The organism is Lactobacillus sp. ESL0259 (genome assembly GCF_003693045.1).
GTDB classification, from domain to species: domain Bacteria; phylum Bacillota; class Bacilli; order Lactobacillales; family Lactobacillaceae; genus Lactobacillus; species Lactobacillus melliventris.
The window spans coordinates 153,640-174,926 of record NZ_REHP01000003.1 but is presented as its reverse complement, the minus strand read 5'-3'; the positions used below and the strand labels follow the sequence as shown (position 1 = coordinate 174,926).

The 21,287-nt window shown below is 35.1% G+C and carries 16 protein-coding genes and 1 CRISPR repeat array; of the genes, 3 read left to right on the top strand and 13 right to left on the bottom strand.

Features of this window, described 5'->3' with window-relative positions; translation table 11 throughout:
* The first annotated feature begins 55 nt into the window (after window positions 1-55).
* The gene (locus F5ESL0259_RS01540; RefSeq protein ID WP_122025658.1) at window positions 56-970 is read left to right on the top strand and encodes a proline-specific peptidase family protein; all 915 of its coding nucleotides are present in this window, start codon (window positions 56-58) and stop codon (window positions 968-970) included.
* Between the two features lie 440 nt (window positions 971-1,410).
* A complete protein-coding gene (locus tag F5ESL0259_RS01535; protein WP_122037261.1) occupies window positions 1,411-2,658 on the top strand; it encodes a glycosyltransferase family 2 protein in 1,248 nt (415 codons plus the stop codon).
* 97 nt (window positions 2,659-2,755) lie between these two features.
* Here F5ESL0259_RS01535 and F5ESL0259_RS01530 read toward each other — a convergent pair whose 3' ends face one another.
* The 7 genes from F5ESL0259_RS01530 to F5ESL0259_RS01500 all read right to left on the bottom strand — a co-directional run bounded on the left by F5ESL0259_RS01530 (window position 2,756) and on the right by F5ESL0259_RS01500 (window position 13,243).
* Window positions 2,756-3,991: an MFS transporter gene (locus tag F5ESL0259_RS01530; RefSeq protein WP_122037260.1), complete on the bottom strand. Its 1,236-nt coding sequence runs from the start codon at window positions 3,989-3,991 to the stop codon at window positions 2,756-2,758.
* A gap of 272 nt (window positions 3,992-4,263) precedes the next feature.
* Window positions 4,264-4,446, bottom strand: a complete 183-nt coding sequence (locus F5ESL0259_RS01525; protein WP_122037259.1) for a hypothetical protein — start codon at window positions 4,444-4,446, stop codon at window positions 4,264-4,266.
* 1 nt (window position 4,447) lies between these two features.
* Window positions 4,448-5,869: direct repeats of the CRISPR family, unit length 36 nt; unit sequence GTTCTAATCATCATTGATCTAACAATCATCTAAAAC.
* Window positions 5,870-5,899: 30 nt separating this feature from the next.
* Window positions 5,900-6,568, bottom strand: coding sequence for a type II-A CRISPR-associated protein Csn2 (gene csn2, locus F5ESL0259_RS01520; protein WP_122037258.1), 669 nt, complete (start codon window positions 6,566-6,568; stop codon window positions 5,900-5,902).
* Window positions 6,565-6,870 (bottom strand): CRISPR-associated endonuclease Cas2, encoded by a 306-nt coding sequence (gene cas2 / locus F5ESL0259_RS01515; protein WP_045927545.1) that lies wholly within the window; start codon window positions 6,868-6,870, stop codon window positions 6,565-6,567. Before cas2 ends, csn2 begins: the two co-directional genes overlap by 4 nt.
* Complete coding sequence (gene cas1 / locus F5ESL0259_RS01510; protein ID WP_122037257.1) at window positions 6,848-7,759, bottom strand: type II CRISPR-associated endonuclease Cas1; 912 nt, start codon at window positions 7,757-7,759, stop codon at window positions 6,848-6,850. Before cas1 ends, cas2 begins: the two co-directional genes overlap by 23 nt.
* 226 nt (window positions 7,760-7,985) lie before the next feature.
* Window positions 7,986-12,167 (bottom strand): type II CRISPR RNA-guided endonuclease Cas9, encoded by a 4,182-nt coding sequence (cas9, locus tag F5ESL0259_RS01505; RefSeq protein ID WP_122037256.1) that lies wholly within the window; start codon window positions 12,165-12,167, stop codon window positions 7,986-7,988.
* A gap of 167 nt (window positions 12,168-12,334) precedes the next feature.
* On the bottom strand, window positions 12,335-13,243 hold the full coding sequence (locus F5ESL0259_RS01500; RefSeq protein ID WP_122037255.1) for an L-lactate dehydrogenase: 909 nt from the start codon (window positions 13,241-13,243) through the stop codon (window positions 12,335-12,337).
* Window positions 13,244-13,437: 194 nt separating this feature from the next.
* On the opposite strand from F5ESL0259_RS01500, the gene F5ESL0259_RS01495 reads away from it, so the two are divergent.
* Window positions 13,438-14,379: an aldo/keto reductase family oxidoreductase gene (locus tag F5ESL0259_RS01495; RefSeq protein ID WP_122037254.1), complete on the top strand. Its 942-nt coding sequence runs from the start codon at window positions 13,438-13,440 to the stop codon at window positions 14,377-14,379.
* Between the two features lie 135 nt (window positions 14,380-14,514).
* Here F5ESL0259_RS01495 and rpoN read toward each other — a convergent pair whose 3' ends face one another.
* The 6 genes from rpoN to F5ESL0259_RS01465 form a co-directional block, all read right to left on the bottom strand.
* Complete coding sequence (rpoN, locus tag F5ESL0259_RS01490; RefSeq protein ID WP_122037253.1) at window positions 14,515-15,786, bottom strand: RNA polymerase factor sigma-54; 1,272 nt, start codon at window positions 15,784-15,786, stop codon at window positions 14,515-14,517.
* A 72-nt stretch (window positions 15,787-15,858) separates the two neighbouring features.
* On the bottom strand, window positions 15,859-16,974 hold the full coding sequence (locus tag F5ESL0259_RS01485) for a glycoside hydrolase family 172 protein (RefSeq protein ID WP_122037252.1): 1,116 nt from the start codon (window positions 16,972-16,974) through the stop codon (window positions 15,859-15,861).
* Window positions 16,975-19,122, bottom strand: a complete 2,148-nt coding sequence (locus F5ESL0259_RS01480; RefSeq protein WP_122037251.1) for a hypothetical protein — start codon at window positions 19,120-19,122, stop codon at window positions 16,975-16,977. It abuts the gene before it with no gap.
* A 1-nt stretch (window position 19,123) separates the two neighbouring features.
* Entirely contained in the window at window positions 19,124-19,951 is an 828-nt protein-coding gene (locus F5ESL0259_RS01475) for a PTS system mannose/fructose/sorbose family transporter subunit IID (RefSeq protein WP_122037250.1), read from the bottom strand.
* Window positions 19,948-20,778, bottom strand: coding sequence for a PTS sugar transporter subunit IIC (locus F5ESL0259_RS01470; protein ID WP_110445595.1), 831 nt, complete (start codon window positions 20,776-20,778; stop codon window positions 19,948-19,950). The genes F5ESL0259_RS01475 and F5ESL0259_RS01470 overlap by 4 nt, the downstream gene beginning before the upstream one ends.
* A gap of 10 nt (window positions 20,779-20,788) precedes the next feature.
* Complete coding sequence (locus F5ESL0259_RS01465; protein WP_110445594.1) at window positions 20,789-21,286, bottom strand: PTS sugar transporter subunit IIB; 498 nt, start codon at window positions 21,284-21,286, stop codon at window positions 20,789-20,791.
* Window position 21,287 lies beyond the last annotated feature (1 nt).

The window sequence follows — 21,287 nt, the reverse complement described above, 5'->3', positions numbered from 1 at the left end:
TCTATCATAATGAGCTAAAATAGATAGTAATAGATAAAGTTTAAAGGAGAGAATTATGCAAACTGGGACAAAGATTATTACATTAGATAATGGATATCATTTGTGGACGAACACTCAAGGCCACGGAAATATCCATTTATTGGCTTTACACGGTGGCCCTGGAGGTAATCATGAATACTGGGAGGACACTGCTGAACAACTGAAAAAACAGGGGTTGGACGTACAAGTAACTATGTATGATCAATTGGGTTCTCTTTATTCTGATCAACCTGATTATTCTGACCCTGCTATTGCTAAAAAATATTTGACCTATGAGTATTTCCTAGATGAAGTTGATGAGGTACGGCAAAAGTTAGGTTTAGACAATTTTTACCTCATCGGTCAAAGCTGGGGTGGCCTTCTAGTCCAAGAATACGCCGTCAAATACGGTCAACATTTAAAAGGCGCAATTATTTCTTCAATGGTTGATGATATTGATGACTACGTTAAAGCCGTTAATCGCCGGCGCCAAGAAGTTTTGCCCCAAACCGAAATTGACTTTATGCATGAATGCGAAAAGAATAATGATTACGACAATGAACGCTATCAAGAAGACGTTAATATTCTAAACATTAACTTCGTTGATCGTAAACAACCGTCTAAGCTATACCATCTAAAAGATATTGGCGGTACTGCCGTTTACCAGGCATTTCAAGGTGACAATGAATTTGTAATTACCGGAAAACTAAAAGACTGGCATTTTAGGGATCAACTTAAAAACATTAAGGTGCCGACACTGCTAACCTTTGGTGAAAATGAAACAATGCCGATTGCCACCGCCAAAATTATGCAAAAAGAGATTCCTAATTCTCGCCTAGTAACAACTCCTGATGGCGGTCACCACCACATGGTTGATAATCCTGCTGTTTATTACAAACATTTAGCTGACTTTATTCGTCAAGTAGAAGAAAACACCTTTAAAGGAGAATAATATTATTTTTCAGGCAAAAATTTCAGACAAGCAGATAACTGCTTGTTTTTTTATTTGTTGTTTTACTCGTTAAAATTACAGCAAGGACAAAAATTATAGTTTGAACAGACAACCCGAATCCTAACTACTTATGAATTGTGGATATAAAAATAACATTCCCTCCAAAATATTCAATTTACTAAATTAGCACTAAAATAACTTTACATCTTATACTATTAATATTAATAAATAAATAAAATTAATTTAATTAATTAGTATTTTTATCTTTTAAATCCTTAAATTTAATGCTATTAAAGCAGTGCTTATAGGTGTATGCGTATTTAAATATAAATATTTAACTAATAATTAAACACTTATATATTTTATGTATATATCGATTAATGCTATTATAAATCTGAAATATATTTAGAATTATGGAGAAATAACCGGAGACCATCAAATTGAAATTATTTATAGACATTATACTAATTATAGGTGGCTGTTCATACATTTTGGATCTAATCTGGACGCTGTGTCTGACATTTAGCAGTCGTGTTCGACAGGATAGGTATGGCGAGCGCTGCCGCGATTTTGATACTATGTTTTTGTTAATCCCTGCGATGAATGAATTTCAAACTCTAAGCAAAAATATACCAAAATTATTAGATGTACAAAAACAATGTGACGATTTTATCAAACTTAAGCTGGTATTTATTGATGATGATTCAAGCGATGGGACCACTACTCTACTGCAAAAGTATGCCTACCATCCTGATGTCATGGTTGTACATCGCACTAAACCTAATGCGCAACAAGGAAAGGGGCCAGCACTAGAATATACAGTCAAGCGCATTGCTAAGATGAACTACCCCGAAGACAAAACAATTATTGGTGTTATCGATGCTGACAGTATTCCAGGAAAAAAGTACTTAAAGGAAGTTGTATATGCCTTTAATCATTCCCACTATGATTTAGTGCAAACACGCGTGAATATTTACAATTTGAAACAAAATATTGCGGTGATGCAAAATTTCGAATTCACCGTTTATAATTCTCTTTTACAAATGGCAAGAACTAGCTGGGGCTCATCTTTAGCTTCAGGTAATGGCCAATTTATGACTTTAAAAATGACTAATGACGTTGGTTGGTCATCATCACTACTCGAAGATTGCGAATTTTCAATAAAAGGTCTATTTAAAGGCTATCGTGGTACTTTTATAAATAAAGTAAGTATTGCACAAGAAGGCGTTACTGGATATAAGAAGTTAGTTCGCCAGCGCACACGTTGGTGCCAGGGCGGATTTCAATGCTTGAACAAATATGGCAAGCAGATAATTAAATCATCTGCCATTCCATCAATGTTTAAAGTCTTTGTAATAGCGTTTTTGACTATTCCCGCAATTTCCCTTTTAGTTACGCCGGCCGCAGGAATTTCACTAATAATATTACTAATTTATATGAAAACTAACGTCTGGGCTAGTTTAGCAGTTATTGGCGGTTTGCTTTTCATTGAAGTCTTGACAAACATTTTGTTAATTATAAAACAATGGCGACAAGCCAGGCTTGACTTCCCATTAAGATTCTCTTATTTGGTCAGAATCATTATCATGTTTGATGTCTATAGATGGTCTCTGGCAATAGTACCGTATAAAGCTATAATACGGGCTATGTCTGGAGATGAATCATGGTCAAAAACTGCTCATGATTAATATTTATCCTAGTAATTTGTCCTAACTGCGAATGGTTACATTCTCTTTATGGATATGATTAGCTCAAAAGAGCGGCTTAACAATTTTTTATTCAGTTTTACTCATTACGTTTCTTTGATGGCGCAAACAGATAAGCGCTAATCGCTGTGACTGCCAAGAGTGCAATCGCAGCAACCCCTACGCCACATCTTGAACCAATTTTCTTAGCAATAAGCCCTCCTAAAAGATAACCTAAAGAATTTACTCCGATTAATAATGTTTTATAGATACTTGTAACTCGACCCAGATATTTTTGCTCAACTTGCTGTTGCCTATTCGTGATTATACTAATATTGATGATGGATTCAATAATTGCAATAACTGCAATAGCTAAAACTAATACCAATACGTTCTTAGACAAGGCAAAAACAGCACGAAAAAGAGCGCCTGTAAAAATTAACAGTGTAAACAACAAATTAAAACCAACTCGTTTATTTAACCAATTAACAACCAAAGTACCTATTAAGGCACTAATAGCTGCAATTGCGGAAACAATTCCGATATTTCCAGAGGAAAGGCCTATTTGCGTGCGTAATATTATGAGACTATCGTTATCAAAATTTGCTGAAGCAATATTAACTAGTGCGGCCAGTATTAATGGATATAAAACAGAGTGAAGACTAAGAGTATAATTCAAGCCCTCTTTTATATCCATTTTTACTGTTTTAAGTGCTGGCTTCAGGTCTGCTACTCCAGTAAAGGAAGTGTTCTGGGACCGCAGATTTATCATTTTTTCCAGTAAAAGACTAATTAAATAGAAAACGGCACAAATAAGAATTAAAATACTTTGCGAAACAAATTGATATAAGACGCCGCCTACGATAGGCAGTGCGAAATTAGCTGCATATTGTATGCCATAAACCAGACTGTTTAATTCAGAGAAATCTTTCTTTTCAACCAAAAAAGAAACAAAGGTAATTTCTGATACTGTATTAAGTGTATTGGTGACGCTGACAACGAGTGAAACTGCATAGATAACAAAAATTATACACTCTGTTGTTAAGTGCAATGCAATCGCAGTAGCAAAAACTAGATAACTGATAAGTCGGATTAAATCACTGAAAATTAGAATTTTTTTGACATCGAATTTATCTGTGAGCGCGCCTGCAGGAAGACCAAGAACCAAAAAAGGCAGTGTTTGAATTATAGAAATTATTGACAAATGAATGCCATTTTTAGTGATATCAAGTACCATCAATGGTAACACAAAGGTCATTAACGCACTGCCAAAGTTATCAGTAATTACTGATAGAAGATATAGTCTGTTGTTTCTACTTTTTAGTATGTTTTTCATATGAATAAGCTTACCTTTTTAATGGGAGTTTAGTTTATATCTGCATAGTGGAAGTCACATATAAGGAAATAAAATATGCCTGACTACTTTGTTGTTATTATCATGTGTGATTAATTAGCAGATTTATTATCTGTTACTACTTATTTTTTCATTATCAGCAGGAGTTCTTATAGAATGTCAAGTATCAAAAAGATCTAAAAATTGGTATACTAAAGATACTTCAAAAAAGCGCCTTTTTGCAAGTTAAATATTTGTTTAACAGATAACCCTTATTAATGTACAGCTTGTTGATAATCATAGCTTTGATTTGTGTGAGCCAAATACATGATTGTACGATTTAAATGGTTAACACAGGCTATTTGAGCTACCAAATCCTTTTTGGAATAAGGTGGCTCTTTTAATTTGCAGTAATAGTCAACTAGATGATTGTTAATCTTGCCTTGATTTCTAAGCATGCTTTTAATTATCATTGATCTAACAATCTTCTAAAACAAGATCATATTCAAGTCTTGAATGCAAAAGGTTCTAATCATCATTGATCTAACAATCATCTAAAACTCAACATGAAGCCCTGCCATTTTTTCATACGTTCTAATCATCATTGATCTAACAATCATCTAAAACGTGCTTTATTATCATTACTACTGTTGCTGAGTTCTAATCATCATTGATCTAACAATCATCTAAAACCTAATCCTTGGCAACTAAAACTAAATTATCGTTCTAATCATCATTGATCTAACAATCATCTAAAACAAATGTACAGCAAATAAGCGACAAATTTGTGTTCTAATCATCATTGATCTAACAATCATCTAAAACGTCCGGTGGTTCAGCTGTTTTACAATTTATGTTCTAATCATCATTGATCTAACAATCATCTAAAACACAGTGCCTCTTGCTTCTTACGGTAAAAGGGTTCTAATCATCATTGATCTAACAATCATCTAAAACTATCTTTGCCGCCACGGCTTTTTAACATTTGTTCTAATCATCATTGATCTAACAATCATCTAAAACTGACGGTAAAACATATTTTGACATGCTAAAGTTCTAATCATCATTGATCTAACAATCATCTAAAACTAAATAATTAACTTCTTTACCATTTGCTAAGTTCTAATCATCATTGATCTAACAATCATCTAAAACGTTACTAACTCAGTAGAATTATATATTGAAGTTCTAATCATCATTGATCTAACAATCATCTAAAACGCGTGAATTATCAATGCATCATTGTACTGTGTTCTAATCATCATTGATCTAACAATCATCTAAAACGCCTTCAGCTGTTTCTTTCGTTATATTTGCGTTCTAATCATCATTGATCTAACAATCATCTAAAACTGGAGCTTTTTGCGGTTGATTAATAACCAAGTTCTAATCATCATTGATCTAACAATCATCTAAAACACCCGGTTAACCAATCGATTATTTCATTCTGTTCTAATCATCATTGATCTAACAATCATCTAAAACCAGGGATGAGACCACCATATGCCATACCTAGTTCTAATCATCATTGATCTAACAATCATCTAAAACGCATTTCATGGAATGTTTTTCTGATTTTTTGTTCTAATCATCATTGATCTAACAATCATCTAAAACTAATAGTTTTAGGCTCCTGTGACTTCATCTGTTCTAATCATCATTGATCTAACAATCATCTAAAACCCATCTTTGTGTTAAACAAAGTCGAAATAGGTTCTAATCATCATTGATCTAACAATCATCTAAAACATTACCGTCGGGCTTTTTTGTGTACTAAATGTTCTAATCATCATTGATCTAACAATCATCTAAAACGAAGCAGCAGGCTCTCTACCGGACTTCATGGTTCTAATCATCATTGATCTAACAATCATCTAAAACCGATATTTTATAATCTGATTTTAATTTTTGCTAGTACCAATCGATTAGATCCTTATCGATATAGTAAAAAGGTATGTCTTTAGATACTGTCAAATTTTCTTTCATCGTGAATTCAATTACAATCAAAATTAAATTCATTTCTGTGACAAGACTAGCTAGCTCTTGCCATTCCTGTTCTTCCAAGTAATGAGCTACATTACAAATAACAGGAATTGATTTTAAATTACACGTCTGGTGAATTTTTAAAACTGTTTCTATTATACCATATGTACTGAGCAGCATTGATTCATCAAAATGAATTTCTGTAAATTTAAGCAACTTTTTTAAGTCTTCATCAAAATTAATTGCTAAAGGTAAATCTTCAAGTAAAAGTGAATCCTGCAAAGTTGACTCTAAATTATAAAAAGACTTCATTACCTTATTACGATTTTCTTCGTCTAAATTTTTTAGGTAACTACTTACAATATGAGGCATATACTTTTTGGTAATATCACCACTAAGTAGTGGATCGCCAATAAAATCAAAAGTTTTACTTACATCAAGGGGACTATAATCATCTTCTGAACAAATTAACATCTTGTTTTTTCCTTGAAAACCTTGAATTATATCACGGTATGCAATTGGGCTTTGCAATCCAATAATTTTTATTCCTGCATCTTTAAATTCCCATTTTTTATGGGTCGCATAGGTTAAAATCATAAAATTACCGTCCTATCTGAAGTATTACGCACATCATCAATTGGCTTTCCAACTAAAAAATGCATGTCATTATATTGCTTTTCTGTTACCATAAGCGATTGCACTAGTCCTCCGCGAGGCAAAAATTTTCTAATACGATTTTCTAAGAATTTAGCGGTTTGTCTAGTAACACAGACGCGCACGTATACTGAAAATTGAACCATCAGAAAACCTTCATTAATCAACTTTTTATGAAATTGGCGATATTCTTTTCGTTCTTCAGCCGTTTCTGTTGGTAAATCAAACATTATCATTAAGCGCATTATTCGGTACCTCATTAGTTAAACTCATCTCCATTTCCGGCAATTCTTTCCTTTCTCCACTCAGAAACTTTAAACATTCTCTCGTATAAACCGTAATAGCATTTGTTAAAAGAGTACTTTTACCATTAAACTTTATTTCTAAACTTAAAAGTTCAACTAAACCATACTTAATATCAGGCGTTAGTTCTTTAATTCTTTCATGAGCCTTAACCCAATAATCAACAAATGGTCTAAATGGTTCCATTAGATCCGAAGCTAAATTAAACTGGTTTTCTTGCGAACAGTGGTGAATACCAAAATATGTCAGATAGCCATTCATTACAATTTCACGGTTAAAACTAGAAAGCAAAATAGCATAACCATAATCTAATGCTGCATTGACCGCACTAGTATCACGTCTAACAAAATTTTTATCGAATAAAAGCATAAAGTATTTACGCGCTGCAATTGCCTCACGGTTACTTTCATCATTAATTTCCAACTGATCCAGTTCATTTTGAACATCATCTTTAGCCAAATGATAATTTTCTAAAACTGCAATCTGATTTTTGATCTTTTGACTAACAATCTTTGTCCACAATAATTCTTTTAAATGCTCATCCCAATTAAACTGCTCCTTTAACTTAGCTATATTTCTTGCTCCCGGATAATAAACAGCTGTTTCAACAACTGGATTGTCTTTTTCATCAACAAATATAATTTTGGCTTGATTCTGCGCCAACTTACTAATAAGTGCACTAGTTATCACTGCCTGTGTAGTTGAAACAAGCAATAAATTAATATCCTCAATTGGAATTTGATTTATTCCATCACGAGTTTGTACAATCATCATTTGCATTGAATAAGTCAACTTAGCATGCTGCGTGATGATTACCGATCTCCATCCCATATTTCCTCCTTGTATTTTTAAAAATAAATGTTATACTATAGTCGTTGGTTAGCTACCAACGATCTAATCATTATTGATCTAACAATCAGATTTAAAATCAAACAAAGTATCTTCGATACTAAGTTTTAACGCGGTATTTATTATCGTCACGCCTCAGGCTCTATAGCAGAGGCTTTTTTTATACATAAAAATAGGGAATCGGATTATTTCAATTCCCTATTTTATTTTATAAATTGGCTATCTTAACCCGTTTTTCAAAAAGTCCAGTTGGTGACTGGTAAATTAATACAGCATCAGATGACAAAGTTATGCCAGCACTTAATTGCATTTTACCAAAAGGAGTCTTAATTCCGAAGTATTTCATGTCTACAATCACCATATTATCATGTAAGCCATTTAGAATATTGCTCAAAGTAGTTTTCTTATCAATAGTTGAAAAATTAATAAATTTTTCCCTACCCGTATGTAGACTCTTTCTGAATCCTTTTATATCAAAAAGTGGTAAATATCTATCAATTTTTTGCAAAATCTCATCGTACGCTTTTACTAATAATTGATCTTGATCTTCACCCTTTTTCAAGTTGTCCGTTACTATTCTCATAGTCTCTTGGGAAAGAGTTAGTTGCTTAGCATTCGCTTCGTATTGAGCAGAATACAGCATAAATTTTTTGTTACCATCCAAAACGACTTGCTTAAAGTGGACGTGATCTTTTACTACCCTAAAGCCGTCAACACCACGTTTAGGTTTACCTTTGTTATCAAACATAATCTGCGGCTCAAGTACTTTGTGGAGTTCTTCGTTATAATTTCCTTGTTTTTTAGCTTGGTTTAAACTTGCAAGAGCGCGCATCGGAACGCCAATAACTTTATAAATAGATTCTTTTGCCTTATCAATCTTGACAATTACCATATATGCATCAGTGTTACCGCTATAACCGCCATAAATTTTCGGGTCAAGTCCGTGTCCTTTTGGAATTAACTGTCTGGTCTTCTTGCGGTCACGATCTCCCCGAGGATAAACAGTCATTTTAAACATACTGCTGTTTTCGGTTGTGGTTTCTCTTGAAACCAGCATGTACTTATAATTGTATGCTTTACGTAATTTATCAAAAATATCTGGATGCTTGCAAAAAACAATTCGATCACTATTATTTTCTTTAATTTCTTCTGGAGCTTTACGCTCAGAATTATCCTTTTGCAATAATGGCCACATAAACGTAAAGCCCTTGAAGTGTTTAATAACTTCCTTCTGCAAGTCCGGATTTTTACTGAACTTTTTATACTTGCCATAAACAAAGTATGGACGATACTTAGGATAAACCTGATACAAAAAGTTTCCACAAATAATTGAGAGGTAGGCATCAATGGCATGGTGATAGTCGTTCACTTCACGACTCTTATACAAGTTTAGCCGTTGACGCAAAGCCGAGTTGTCTCCGGCTTTAACCGTAATAATCTCTGAATCTGGATATTTATTTTGCAAAATAACTGACACTAATTTGACTATTTGACTTGTTTCTACCAACTGTCTGTTAATAAACCCAGATTTTTGAAATTTATTTAATCTATCTGGATCAAGTAGCAAATCACCTAGCTTATGCTTATTAATAATGCCATCCTTCTGCCAGTGTTTCCACATTTCACCTACTGTCATCTTCAGGTCTGAAACGTAATTATTGGCAAAGCGCTTGTAAGGCACATCATCCGATTTTTCTGCATTTAACGGAGTAGCAGTTAATACTCTGTTATCAAAGGAATCATCTTTAATAAATGACTGTGGCAAAATATGATCAATCTGATAATTTGTCGATACTTCATCAATATTAATTTTTTGACCCGTATAGGCATCCCTTCCAGCCTGCATAAAGTATAAAAAGTACTTATCTTTTAGCAATTTACGGCTGGTCATCGCTTCCTTTAAGCTATCAGTTAACTTCTGATCCACTAGTTCGCCAGCAGTTTCCTGATATGCTTTGAGTAATTTAGTGCCACGAATATGCGACAACTGTGGATTTTTATCAGGTTCGCGTGTAAATTCAATCGCAAATTGTGCAGGTTTCTTGCCACCTGCTGCTTTTACAACATCAGCTACTACTTTGACGACCTGCCTTATAGCTTTTTTGTTAGCTGGAGAAGTATAGGCGTCAGCCAAAATCTCTTCAACACCATTTGCTTGAGTAACATTTTGGTTTTCTTTAGCAATTGCTTCTTTAAAATCTGGTTGAGTCACAATTTGCATGAAGTTCTTTTGGCTATCCCACAGTTGTTCCATAATGTTTTGACCATTTGTATCATGCAATTCAACAAGGAGCTTACGTGATAATCTACCCCAGCCTTGCAAGCGCCAAGTTGAAATAGCTTTAAACTGTTCAGGTGTTAACCATTTAAATTCAGCATGCAATTTATCTTGAAAAATTTTTTTATCTTCAAAGATAGACGAGTACTCAATTATTTTTTCAAATTCTTTTTGATATTGTGGGTCTGCTAATTCTTTATCAAAGACATGTAAATTTTTGAGATGGTAATAACTTGCCAGACTTGAATTAAATTTAGTTGGATCCGCCAATCCCTTAATTTCTACAGTTGGTAAATGGAGATTTTGTTTCAAATAGCTGATTAGAGCTTTTTCTGTCACAGTTTTCTTTTCCTCAAAGAGGTCATTGAAAATCTGTTGTTTTAATTCAACACTGATTCTGCTGCCATTAACTCTAATATTGTTAAGTTCGTTCAGAACTTCAAATCTTTGATAAAGCAAACTATTTGCAGGTAAAACATCTTCACCTAAAAGATAGGTATCCTTGATAGTCATCCGCTTAATAAACTTGTTGGCAGATTCTTGACGATCTACTTTTTGCTCAAAATTCCACGGGGTAATTTGACCCTGCTCTTTTCTGACCATCCAAGCAAAGCTCTTACCGGAAGTCTTTTCCTGTTCATCAGCTGTAATCATTGGACCCACATAATAAGGCACTCTGAATCTGACCAGTTCATCCAATTTGTATGGTGCTTGTTTACGATGATCTTCTACCGGATTTTCTGCAGCTAAGAAGGGGTAATACTTACTTTGATTAGCAATAATCTTATCCAGTTCGATTTGATGCAGCTGAAACGGAATTACACCATTACTATTCGTCCGCTGTTTAGGCATAAAGTTATCTGCAGCTATTTCTTGCGCAATCTTGCGAGCGAGTTCAGATTCATCCAGACTATCTTTAACCGTTTTATAAAAATCTTCTTTAGTTAAAGTGCCATCCTGCTTAAATTCAGTCTTAGCTTCTAGCAAATGACCATGACGATTATTAACGTATAGATCATAGGCTAAAAGTAACTTTTTAGCTATACTGCGATCCTGCAAAGTGTCGATATACGCTTTTAACAATTTGTAATCTTGATGATGTTTATTATATTTTTCTACCATAGATTGTGATAAACTCTTGTTTTCATCAACAATGGTACTTAATGTAATCGCGCTAAACAATTTTTGAATTTCAGCGACAATAGTCTGATCATTTTCATCAAGATCCGGCAGTAAGGCATCCAGCTTATCATCGGCATCCGCATCCGAAAGTTTAAATTCCCATTGCGCCTTGTCGCTTTTATCGATTTCTTTGCCTAAGATAGTTTCAAATTGAGTTTTGTAACCCATGATGGCGTTAGCAATCTGCTTGGCCACATTTTTCTCTTCTTTGGCAGTTGAATCGGTTAATAGTTTGGCAATTTTCTTGACCTTGTCCATCTTATAAACGGTTTTGTCTTTATCTTTGCCGCGAATAACAGCTTCAATATCCGCAGAGTTTGCCACATTTAATTCAATCGGATCTTGATCTTCAATTATCTTATCCGCAAAAGCATTATTGATATTTGTTAAAATCGGGCCGACTTCAATTTTGGAAGCTTCAAAGTCTTTAACAGCTGTATCCTGCAAAAAATTACCACGATACTTAACGATGTGGTGGATAGCTAAAAATATTTCACGTAAATCAAATTGACGATCTTGTGTCATTAGCGCATCACGTAAGTGATAGATGGTCGGATATTTTTGATAAAAATCATGATCTTCCTTAGCTGTTGGAAATACAATTGCCTGGTACTTTTTTCTGCTTTTATCTAATGGTGACACCCATGACTGATGCAGGCGCACAAAAAAGCCTGGATCCACTTCAGCCATCGGTTCCGCAAAAATCTCTTCCAAAAGTCTTAAGCGCCACTTTCTGCGCTTAAGGCGTCTTCTGGTAGTTCTAAAACCGCGACGATCAGCCGCAGTATGTCCTTCCTCAAATAAGTGTGAACCTATTGCAGTTTTTCCCCTAAGTTTTAATAAGTTATTTTTCTTATCTGTCACGGCCCAGCCGCAAGAATTGGTCCCGATATCGAGACCCAGAATATAGTCATCTATTTTTTTTTTCATATTCTTTCTCCTTGAAACCTGTTATTACTATAAGAATACCCCTTATAACCACAGAATTCATTATAATTTTAAAAATAATATAAAAATGTTGACTATTTTGACCATAATTTTTAATAAATAAATCAAAAATAGTCCCAGAAGATAAATAACTCCTGGGACTTATTTCATTACTTATTGGCTTTTTCTTTAATTGTTGCAGCAGAAGCCTGTAATTTCTTTTCCTCTTCATCTGTCAGTGTCAACTCAACAGTTTGGATAATACCGTCACGACCAACAATTGCAGGATAAGATAAGTAAGTACCATATTTTTCCTGATAATTTGAAACTGGCATTTCAGTATGAGCATCGCTTTGAATAGTTTCTACCAAACGAGTCACAGCTGCTGAAATTCCATAGTTAGTATATTGCTTACCCTTGTATACTGTTTGACCACCAAACTTAATCTCGTCATTTAAGTCTTCAAGCTTTAAGTGCTTTGCTTTAGCTACTTCGGTAACTGGCTTTTCTAAAACCTTGACTGTTGACCAAGCAGTAAATTGTGAATTGCCATGTTCGCCCAAGTTAAAGCCTTCCACTGAACGAGGATCGACATTCATGAGTTCACCAACAGCACGTTTCATGCGGGCTGTGTCTAAAAGAGTACCGGTGCCAATGACATGCTTACGCGGCAAGCCAGTTAATTCCTGATACATATTAGTAATTGCATCTACTGGATTGGTAATAGCAAGCAAGATACCGTTGAAGCCACTCTTCTTAATTGCCTCCGCAATATCTCCAATCCGCTCACGGTTGTAGTTCAATTCGGCGAAACGTTCACCGCCTGCTTCCAACTCAATGTTTCCAAAAGCACTAATTACAATATCTGCATCTTTGAGGGCCGAATAATCATTGATAGTAATAGTAGTGTGGTGCTTCAAATTTGCCATAGCATCTTGAAAATCAAGCTGATCAGCTCTAACCTTCGCTTCATTAACGTCAATCATAACGAGATCGTCTACCAGACCCGTTAATATCAGCTGTTGTGCTACCGTACTGCCAACGTGACCGTCTCCGATAATTCCAATCTTATTACTCATAATTTTTCCCTCCTATTGTTTTTAAAAATATTAAAAAATTATGTAAGATCTATTATATACAAAATTATGATAAAAATAAAATATTTTTTAAAAAAATATTAGTTTTTAGTTATCATTGCTAAATGTAAATTAAAACCCACACTTTTTTAAAATTATAGGTAAAGAAAGCGTATACTAAAGAAAGGAGGTACATTATGAGACAAATTAAAATTGGTAATACTAATTTCACCGGTTCTGCCATTGCACTGGGAATTATGCGCATGAACAAACTGAGCGTTGACGAAGCTGTTAAAACGTTGGAAACTGCTCACGAAGCAGGAATTAATTATATTGATTCAGCTGATATTTATGGTCATGGCAAATCTGAAGAAATCTTCGGAGCTGCCTTTCAAAAGTCATCGTTAACTCGAGACGATTTTTATATTCAATCTAAGACCGGTATTTATGAAAATCCTAAATTGGACTACAAGACTACCAGGTATGATTTTTCTAAAAAATATTTGATTAACGCCGTAGATGGTATTCTTTCCCGGATGAAAATTGACTATTTAGATAGCTTGCTGCTTCACCGGCCAGACGCTTTAATGGATCCAGCTGAAGTTGGCGCTGCCTTTGATGAATTACAAAGAGACGGCAAAGTGCGGCACTTTGGAGTTTCAAACTTTAATCCGATGCAAGTTGACTTACTGCAAAGTGGAGTCAGTCAAAGATTGTTGATTAATCAATTGCAATTAAGTGTGATGCACACAGGGCCAATTGATTTTAATATTCACACCAACATGACGGATGCACGTAGCATTGACCACGATCGGGGCGTTTTAGACTACTCACGCTTACACAACATGACTGTTCAGGCATGGTCACCTTTCCAGTATGGTCAAATTGCGGGCAATTTTATTGGCAATCCTAAGTTTCCAGAAGTCAACATGGCTTTACAAAAAGTAGCTGACCAAAAAGGCGTTTCTAAAAATGCAGTTGCAGCTGCCTGGATTTTAAGACACCCAGCAAATACCCAGGTTATTATTGGAACTATGACGCCAGCCCATATTATTGACAGTGCTAAAGGAGCAGATATCTCACTTACTGCTCAAGAGTGGTATGACATTTACCTGGCTGCAGGGAATGATTTACCGTAAAAGTAATTTATAAATTTTAAAAATCCTGACGTAAATAAAGTGCTCCATAATAGTTAGACATTAATCTGGCTATTAGGAGCACTTTTTCATCACTAAATATTCGACCGCTTTGAAAATTGAAGTTGTTTACAAAATTTAATCTGTTGGCTTGGCCTTTCTACTATAACTATTCGGTATATTGAGTTTTTTACGGTATTTGGCAATTACACGCCGACTTAAAGTCACATCATGTTTGGCAAATATTTCTACCAGTTGCTGATCACTTAAAGGAGCACGGACATCTTCTTTTTTTATGATCTGTTGCAGGTCATATTCTATACGCGCTTGAGATAAATCAGTTGTCACTTCCCGTGGAAAAAGCATTTTCAAACTAAAAATCTTGTTCTGACACTGAATATATTTGTCTTTAATCGCCCTGCTGATAGTACTTGGTGCTAGACCCAAAGCTTGAGCAGTTTCTTTTAAACCAAGTGGCTTTAATTCACGTCTTTGCATTGTGGTTAAAAACCGGTGTTGGAACTGGCCCACATATTCACCCAGCCGCATGATGGTTTTCTGCCGTTCAGCAATCGCATTTTTCAGTTCAAGAAAACGTTGCTTTTGTTCAGAAAAATATTTGGTTTCATCTGACTGCTCTTTTAACTCATGATAAGCTTTTTCGTCAAAAACCATTTCTGGTATTTGGGACTGATAACTTTCAACTGTTAGGCACCCATCCGTTACCCGATAAATTAAGTCCGGAAATAAATACTGTGTATTATTTTCAACGACATAATCGCTAGCTGGAGTAGGATCCAGTGTTTGGATGCTGGCAAGGGCATCATTTAATTCGGATATTGAAAACTTAGAGTTAGGCCATTGTTTGGGATCAGCCAGCATTTCCAGCTGATTATCAAGTAAAATTTCAAAAGCTACAGGATTAAAATCTGCTTTTTGCTTTGCTTGTTGCAAAAGGCATTCAGTTAGATCCGCGGCACCGATACCACAGGGATCAAGACTTTGCAGTAAATCCTTTGCCCTTGTCAACTTCTCCAGTGAAAACTCTGTTTGTTCGGCAATTTTAGCTAAGTCTACCCTTAAATAGCCATCTTTATCAAGCAGATAAATTAAAACTTTAACCGCACTTTTTTCCCAATTGTGCCAGTCGCTCAAGTTAACCTGCATTAATAAATGATCAATCAGATTCTCACCTTCGGGCGCCCGCAACCATTCCAAATTTTGCATTTCGCCTTTAGGTTCACGCAAAGATACAAACGGGTTGCTTAGGCTCAACTCCTTCATGGCGTTAATTAAGTCATAGGTACTGTATGAGAGCACAGTTAGATTTTGCTTTAATTTAGGCGACAAGAAAAGCCGTGTTACTAACTGCTCTTTCGGCTTTAATACCATTTTTTGCAATCGTGTCATCGGCTATTCTCTCCTTTTTTCTCACTTTCAGAATAATTATACCAAATTGGATTTTTGGCATGAAAATATTTCTTAACGGGGTCGTAAATTTTCTCTTGTAGGTAACTTACTTGTAACTCCAGTAGGATTCGCACCATACCAATAAGCTACTGAAGATAAATCATCACTTCTTTCAAATAATCCCACATCATCGTTACCAATTTGTTGTAAAGTAACGTGAATATCGTCATCGAAAGAAATAGGATCTAGTAAATGCCAGCGATATAAAGCGTTTTGTGGCAAGCCATCATTACCAAAAGCATGAGGAGAATTAGGTTTACCAGTACTAAAATGTTCACGTGAATGGTCTATGTTACTATGATAAGGAAATCCAAGATACGGTGTACAAAAAGTAGCTGGGTAAGTAGTACCATCTTCATGGTACTTATGAAAAGCCCAAGCTCCGCCAAAATAATCTTCCATTCCTGTTGAAGTAATTGTAGGATACTTTTGGTCATCATCAAGATAAAATTTAAATTCACCTTCACCCCACCAGTAGCGCTCTAAAGCAGTTAGCGCAATAAAAGTTCCTACATAATAGCCATGATCAGAGATTTTAGGCAATAATGTATAGTCTTGCTGTACTTTGGTTTGTCTTTCCCTGTTCCAGAATGCATGAAAATACAATTTATGAGCTTCTTCATCTTGATCATGCAACTCGTAATTAATAGTATAGAAAAATGATCTGATATCCTGCCTGAACAAGTTTGTAATTGTTATACGCGCATGTTTTTTAAAAGGCATTTCAAAATAGGAGTTCATACCACCAGTTGGAGCAACAACAATTGGCATAGAGTTAACATCATATCGTTCCCCAAACCCATTGCAAAAGAAGTCTCCCAAAGGGCAGCTCACTGCTGGAATTGTTTCATCATCCCAATAGATTCTTAAAATTGTATTACGCATGATAAAACTACCTTGCTCAGTATGATCACGAATAGTAAACCACATGTGTTTTATTTCGCCAGAACCATTAATATCGGCAATGGTAGTTTCCTCATTTTTAGGTAAAGTGATGCTGGCTTTGCCCTTACGACTTGGTCCCAGCTCGCTTGCCGTCATTGCTGCTTTGCCCTTGGCTCCTGTTGGATTCTCTGGTGTTATAGCTCTGGTAGCAAAAGAATTGTATTCCGTTAAACTGCTAAACATTTAGTCATTCCTTTCTTCAAGTTTAATACTATTGTTAGTGTTTAAACTCTTCTTTATTAAATGGTCACAATTCTGTGGTTGAAAAATAACCTCTATTTCTTTCTTTATAGATCCAGTTAAAGATACTGTGATTTTTTTCTCCATTTCTTTTTTTTGATAAGTTAGGTTTACTTTCAATCCTTGAGCTAACGGAAATTGCTGCCAAGTAAAATCAGGAGTAATTTTTAGTGGTCTTAAACATAATTTATTTTCTGGTGCATTAAACTGAATACCTAATATATTTTTTATTATTAAAGCACTAAAAGTTCCATCGCTCCAACCACATTTACCACAATGATTAAAGCGACTAACTTCTTCTTGACTGTGACCAACCTCATACGGCCACCACCACCAACTGCCATCTAGATCAGCAAGCTTATTAAGCAAAGCTAATCTCTTATTAAATTGATTATTATCATCAGCAGTACCCATCAGCAAAGTAACATATCCGGGAAAAGTTGCTTCCGATTGATTTCCCCACGAAATTCCTTTGCTCAATGGGCTATAGCTTGGATTTTTTTCACTTGCAGCAAATTTCAAAGTAGCAAGATAGTGTTCATCAAGTGTATCGCAAAACCCATAAAATGGTGCAAGCGTTGTATCGGATTCTTCACCATCATGAAATTCCAAACTAATTTGTCCGTGGTGATTTACTCTGGTTAGAAAGTCAAGTCCCTGTTTCAACAGTCCTTTTTCATATTGCTTGGAATCTACACTTAGTTTGTGATTACTTAGATTTACACCTTCAAGATATTTTTTTCTACCTTGTTTATTTGCAACTAAGCAATATTTATCAATATTCATCTTTAATTTATCAGCAACTTCTTTGTAAAGCTTTGCCTTTTTTGGTTGAGCCAGAATTTTACTATAAATATTACTGATACCATTTATAGCACTCCATAGAGTTATTTGCGCTCCAGTATGAAATTCTCCCAAAGCCAAGCCATCAGAAATCCACTGTGATTTTATCAATCCGTATTTTTGATCTAAATGAGCAATTAAATAGTTAACGACATATAAAACATGTTGCCACATTTGAGGATTATTTCTAATAAATTCAAAATCATTTGTTTGTGCCAAATAAAGCGATAACAAGTTTACACAATTCAATGAATTCACTACGGAGTGTTCAATCCCTCCAGCAAACTTGTCGCCTTGAGGCTTTATTTCATACTGCGAAAACCATAAAATAATTTTTTTAGCCAAATCATGATCAAAATAAATAGCGGGCAAACTGGCATAATACATATCCCGCAACCAAGTACGATTTATTACTGGACTTGAGCCCCAATTCGCACCAACAACTTTATCATCAGTAGCGCAAGAAATACTATTTAAGGCACCATCTGCTTTCCTAATAATTAGTGCTGCTAATTGAGGCTTTTCTGGTATTTCCAATTGCCCATACTTTTGCGCAATATGATTATAGGAAGAAATAATAACATTTTCCATTGCTTTTTCAGATACATTAAATGTGGCGTTGGGATCAGTTATACATAGCCAACCAATACCTTGATGCATCGTACGTTTTCCCGCACAGTAGTTAAATTCTACATTATGACGATCGGAAAACTTTTGATTAAAACATCTGGGAAAGATTAAATGTACTTTATCATTGTCTGTCAAAGCACAAACTTCAATTAGCCCACTGACAGAAACGCCTGATTCCAAATAAATTGGTAAAAATAGTTGTAAAACTTTAAAATTGCTAAAATTATGAATATATCGGGGAAACAAATTAAACAAAAGATCATATCTTATTGTGTGATTTCCCTCTGACAAAGAAAATCTTTGGTTATTAAATTCAATTTCAGAAGTAATATTCTCTTCTTGAACAAAGCCATTAGAGACCCAAGTGCCAGGTTTATCTTCAGTAAAATACGAGTCTCTGAAAAAACTGATATTTTTTATAGTACCTCTTTCATCTAAGCTAGCAAGCATTTTTTGATTACTAATATCAATTGAAAAATCTTCATCTGGAAGTAAATGTCCATAATAACTGTCTTTATTAGCAGTTACTTCTTTGTTTTGGGTAGAGGTAATGTTATAAAAATTGTTTTCTGGTGTTTGCCAAGCTTCTTCGACAATTTTTTTAATTAAAGGATTCATATTAGACTATTCCGACCAACGACGCCAAAATCGATAGCACAACAATAGCAAAAATTAGGCTGATTACACCGATTTTCTTGTCTTTTAAAAGCTTGTAACATACTAAGGTAATTACCACAGGTAACAAACCTTTAAATATTTGATCAAGGACCGATTGGACATCCATTATCGTTTTGCCACCCATTGTCCATTTGATTGTGGTTTTAAAAATCACCATTTGCACAGTCATGGCTCCAACCATCACCAGACCTAAAATGCATGCAGCTTTAGTTAATACGTTCATTAAACCATTCTCATAGAGCTTTTTAACATAACTAGATCCTAGAGAGTAGCCCAAGAAACCACCATAATAACGAATGACGTAGTTGGGGATGTTAAACATGATCAAAAAGATAATTGGTGCTAAGAAGTTGCCACTTTGAGCAAAATTGATAGCCAAGGCGGCACAAACTGCACGCCAAACTCCCCAAAACAAAGAGTCGCCAATACCAGCTAAAGGCCCCATCAAACTGGTCTTAACAGCATTAATTGAATCAGCATTGAAATCAAGTTCTTTACTGTTTTCCTTTTCCATTGAAGCGGCAATACCCATAACAAATGTAGACATTGGTACAGTAGTACTAAAGTAAGAAGTTTCACGTTCCAAAGCTTTACGTCTGCCAGCTTCATCATTTTTATAATATTTATTAATGAAAGGCATTAGTGAATAGCAGAAACCGCCACCACCCATTAAAACGGGGTTAACCGATATGTACATGGTTGAGGACCGCCAGAACATACTGCGAATCATTTTCTTTTCATCTTTAGATAAACCTTGTGTTAATTTCATGCGAAAAAGTCCTCCTCTTCTTGACTAAATGATTTCTTCTCATCCTTTTGATTTGAATCCGATACTGAACCGGTAAGTCCCTTATTCTTAGAAAGTTTTATTTCACTCATATCACGTTCTGCAATAGCAACAGCCACAATAGCTGCAATGACCGCAATAGCCATTAATGGCAATTTTAAGTAAGCCATTAATACAACCCCTAAAAAGTAATATTGTGCTAGCTTGTTGTCCCATAACAGTAGTAGTAACATTGCCATTCCGACTGCTGGTAATAAATTACCTGCAACCGTTAGGCCATTCATAATTGACTTAGGAATAGCTTGCAGAGCAAATTGCACTGCCTTTGAGCCAAAAAGAACAGCGAAAAATGGGATTAGCGAATATAAACCATAGTGTAAGAACCATAAGCCATAGTGTAGAGCCACCATTTTTTTATCTTCGCCTTTCTTAGCAAATTTAGCAAATAAAGGTGCAAAAGGCCCAATTACAAATGAAAGAATCATGTTTAAAAATTGTAAGCCTAATACTGCAAGTGGAAATGCCAACGTAATATTAGCACCCATATTTCCTGACTGAATTGTAAACACTGTAGCCAAAGCCGCAGCTAATGCGGGCTCTGCAGTGCTAGAAATACCAATATTGACAACTCCCATAAAAATAGTTTCAACTGAAGCGCCCACTAATAGTCCTGTGTGTATATCTCCTAATAAGAATCCCAGTAATGGTGCTACCACAATGGGTCTACTAAGCATGGCATTCCCAAAAAATTCATGTCCCGCAGTGCCCACAAAAACCGCAATAGCAGTCATTAAAGCATCATAAAACATTTTTTGCCTCCTATTTTTCTAGTTTCTTTAAAAGATCTTTACCCAAATGTTTTTCCATATTTGGTGTACCTTGGAAATAAGTATCAGGGTATTCCGCTACTAATCTCTTTAAGTATTCAATCTCTTCTGGTGACAGCCGTACTTCCTTTGTGAGTGTGACTTCATCACCTTTTGCATCCATCTTACCTGCATTACCAATGTTGACCTGCTCCGGTTTTTCATTAACATTGTTTGCAATAGTAAGGGCATCCTTGACAGTAGTAGTAATAACCAGTAAACGCATGTTATGAGAACGTTCATCATTAAGTAGCTTAATTGCATTGTCTACTGATGAAATGATCGTCTTAATATCTGACGGTGCCGCCATTTTGAGCATCATTTTTTGCATATCATCTGATGCTGCTTTATCATTAGCTACCACAATTCCCTGCAGTTTTAATGCCTTACTCCATGACATTGAAATCTGACCGTGAATCAATCTTTCATCTACTCTTAGTGCCGCAATCATC

What these genes read in the sequence shown, in the direction of transcription:
- F5ESL0259_RS01540 (WP_122025658.1), top strand. Translation starts at nt 56, where the DNA reads ATGCAAACTGGGACAAAGATTATTACATTAGATAATGGATATCATTTG.
- cas9 (WP_122037256.1), bottom strand. Translation starts at nt 12,167, where the DNA reads ATGAAAAAAAAAATAGATGACTATATTCTGGGTCTCGATATCGGGACC.
- F5ESL0259_RS01525 (WP_122037259.1), bottom strand. Translation starts at nt 4,446, where the DNA reads ATGCTTAGAAATCAAGGCAAGATTAACAATCATCTAGTTGACTATTAC.
- F5ESL0259_RS01495 (WP_122037254.1), top strand. Translation starts at nt 13,438, where the DNA reads ATGAGACAAATTAAAATTGGTAATACTAATTTCACCGGTTCTGCCATT.
- F5ESL0259_RS01500 (WP_122037255.1), bottom strand. Translation starts at nt 13,243, where the DNA reads ATGAGTAATAAGATTGGAATTATCGGAGACGGTCACGTTGGCAGTACG.
- F5ESL0259_RS01470 (WP_110445595.1), bottom strand. Translation starts at nt 20,778, where the DNA reads ATGTTTTATGATGCTTTAATGACTGCTATTGCGGTTTTTGTGGGCACT.
- cas1 (WP_122037257.1), bottom strand. Translation starts at nt 7,759, where the DNA reads ATGGGATGGAGATCGGTAATCATCACGCAGCATGCTAAGTTGACTTAT.
- F5ESL0259_RS01485 (WP_122037252.1), bottom strand. Translation starts at nt 16,974, where the DNA reads ATGTTTAGCAGTTTAACGGAATACAATTCTTTTGCTACCAGAGCTATA.
- csn2 (WP_122037258.1), bottom strand. Translation starts at nt 6,568, where the DNA reads ATGATTTTAACCTATGCGACCCATAAAAAATGGGAATTTAAAGATGCA.
- F5ESL0259_RS01530 (WP_122037260.1), bottom strand. Translation starts at nt 3,991, where the DNA reads ATGAAAAACATACTAAAAAGTAGAAACAACAGACTATATCTTCTATCA.
- F5ESL0259_RS01465 (WP_110445594.1), bottom strand. Translation starts at nt 21,286, where the DNA reads ATGATTGCGGCACTAAGAGTAGATGAAAGATTGATTCACGGTCAGATT.
- rpoN (WP_122037253.1), bottom strand. Translation starts at nt 15,786, where the DNA reads ATGACACGATTGCAAAAAATGGTATTAAAGCCGAAAGAGCAGTTAGTA.
- F5ESL0259_RS01475 (WP_122037250.1), bottom strand. Translation starts at nt 19,951, where the DNA reads ATGAAATTAACACAAGGTTTATCTAAAGATGAAAAGAAAATGATTCGC.
- cas2 (WP_045927545.1), bottom strand. Translation starts at nt 6,870, where the DNA reads ATGCGCTTAATGATAATGTTTGATTTACCAACAGAAACGGCTGAAGAA.
- F5ESL0259_RS01480 (WP_122037251.1), bottom strand. Translation starts at nt 19,122, where the DNA reads ATGAATCCTTTAATTAAAAAAATTGTCGAAGAAGCTTGGCAAACACCA.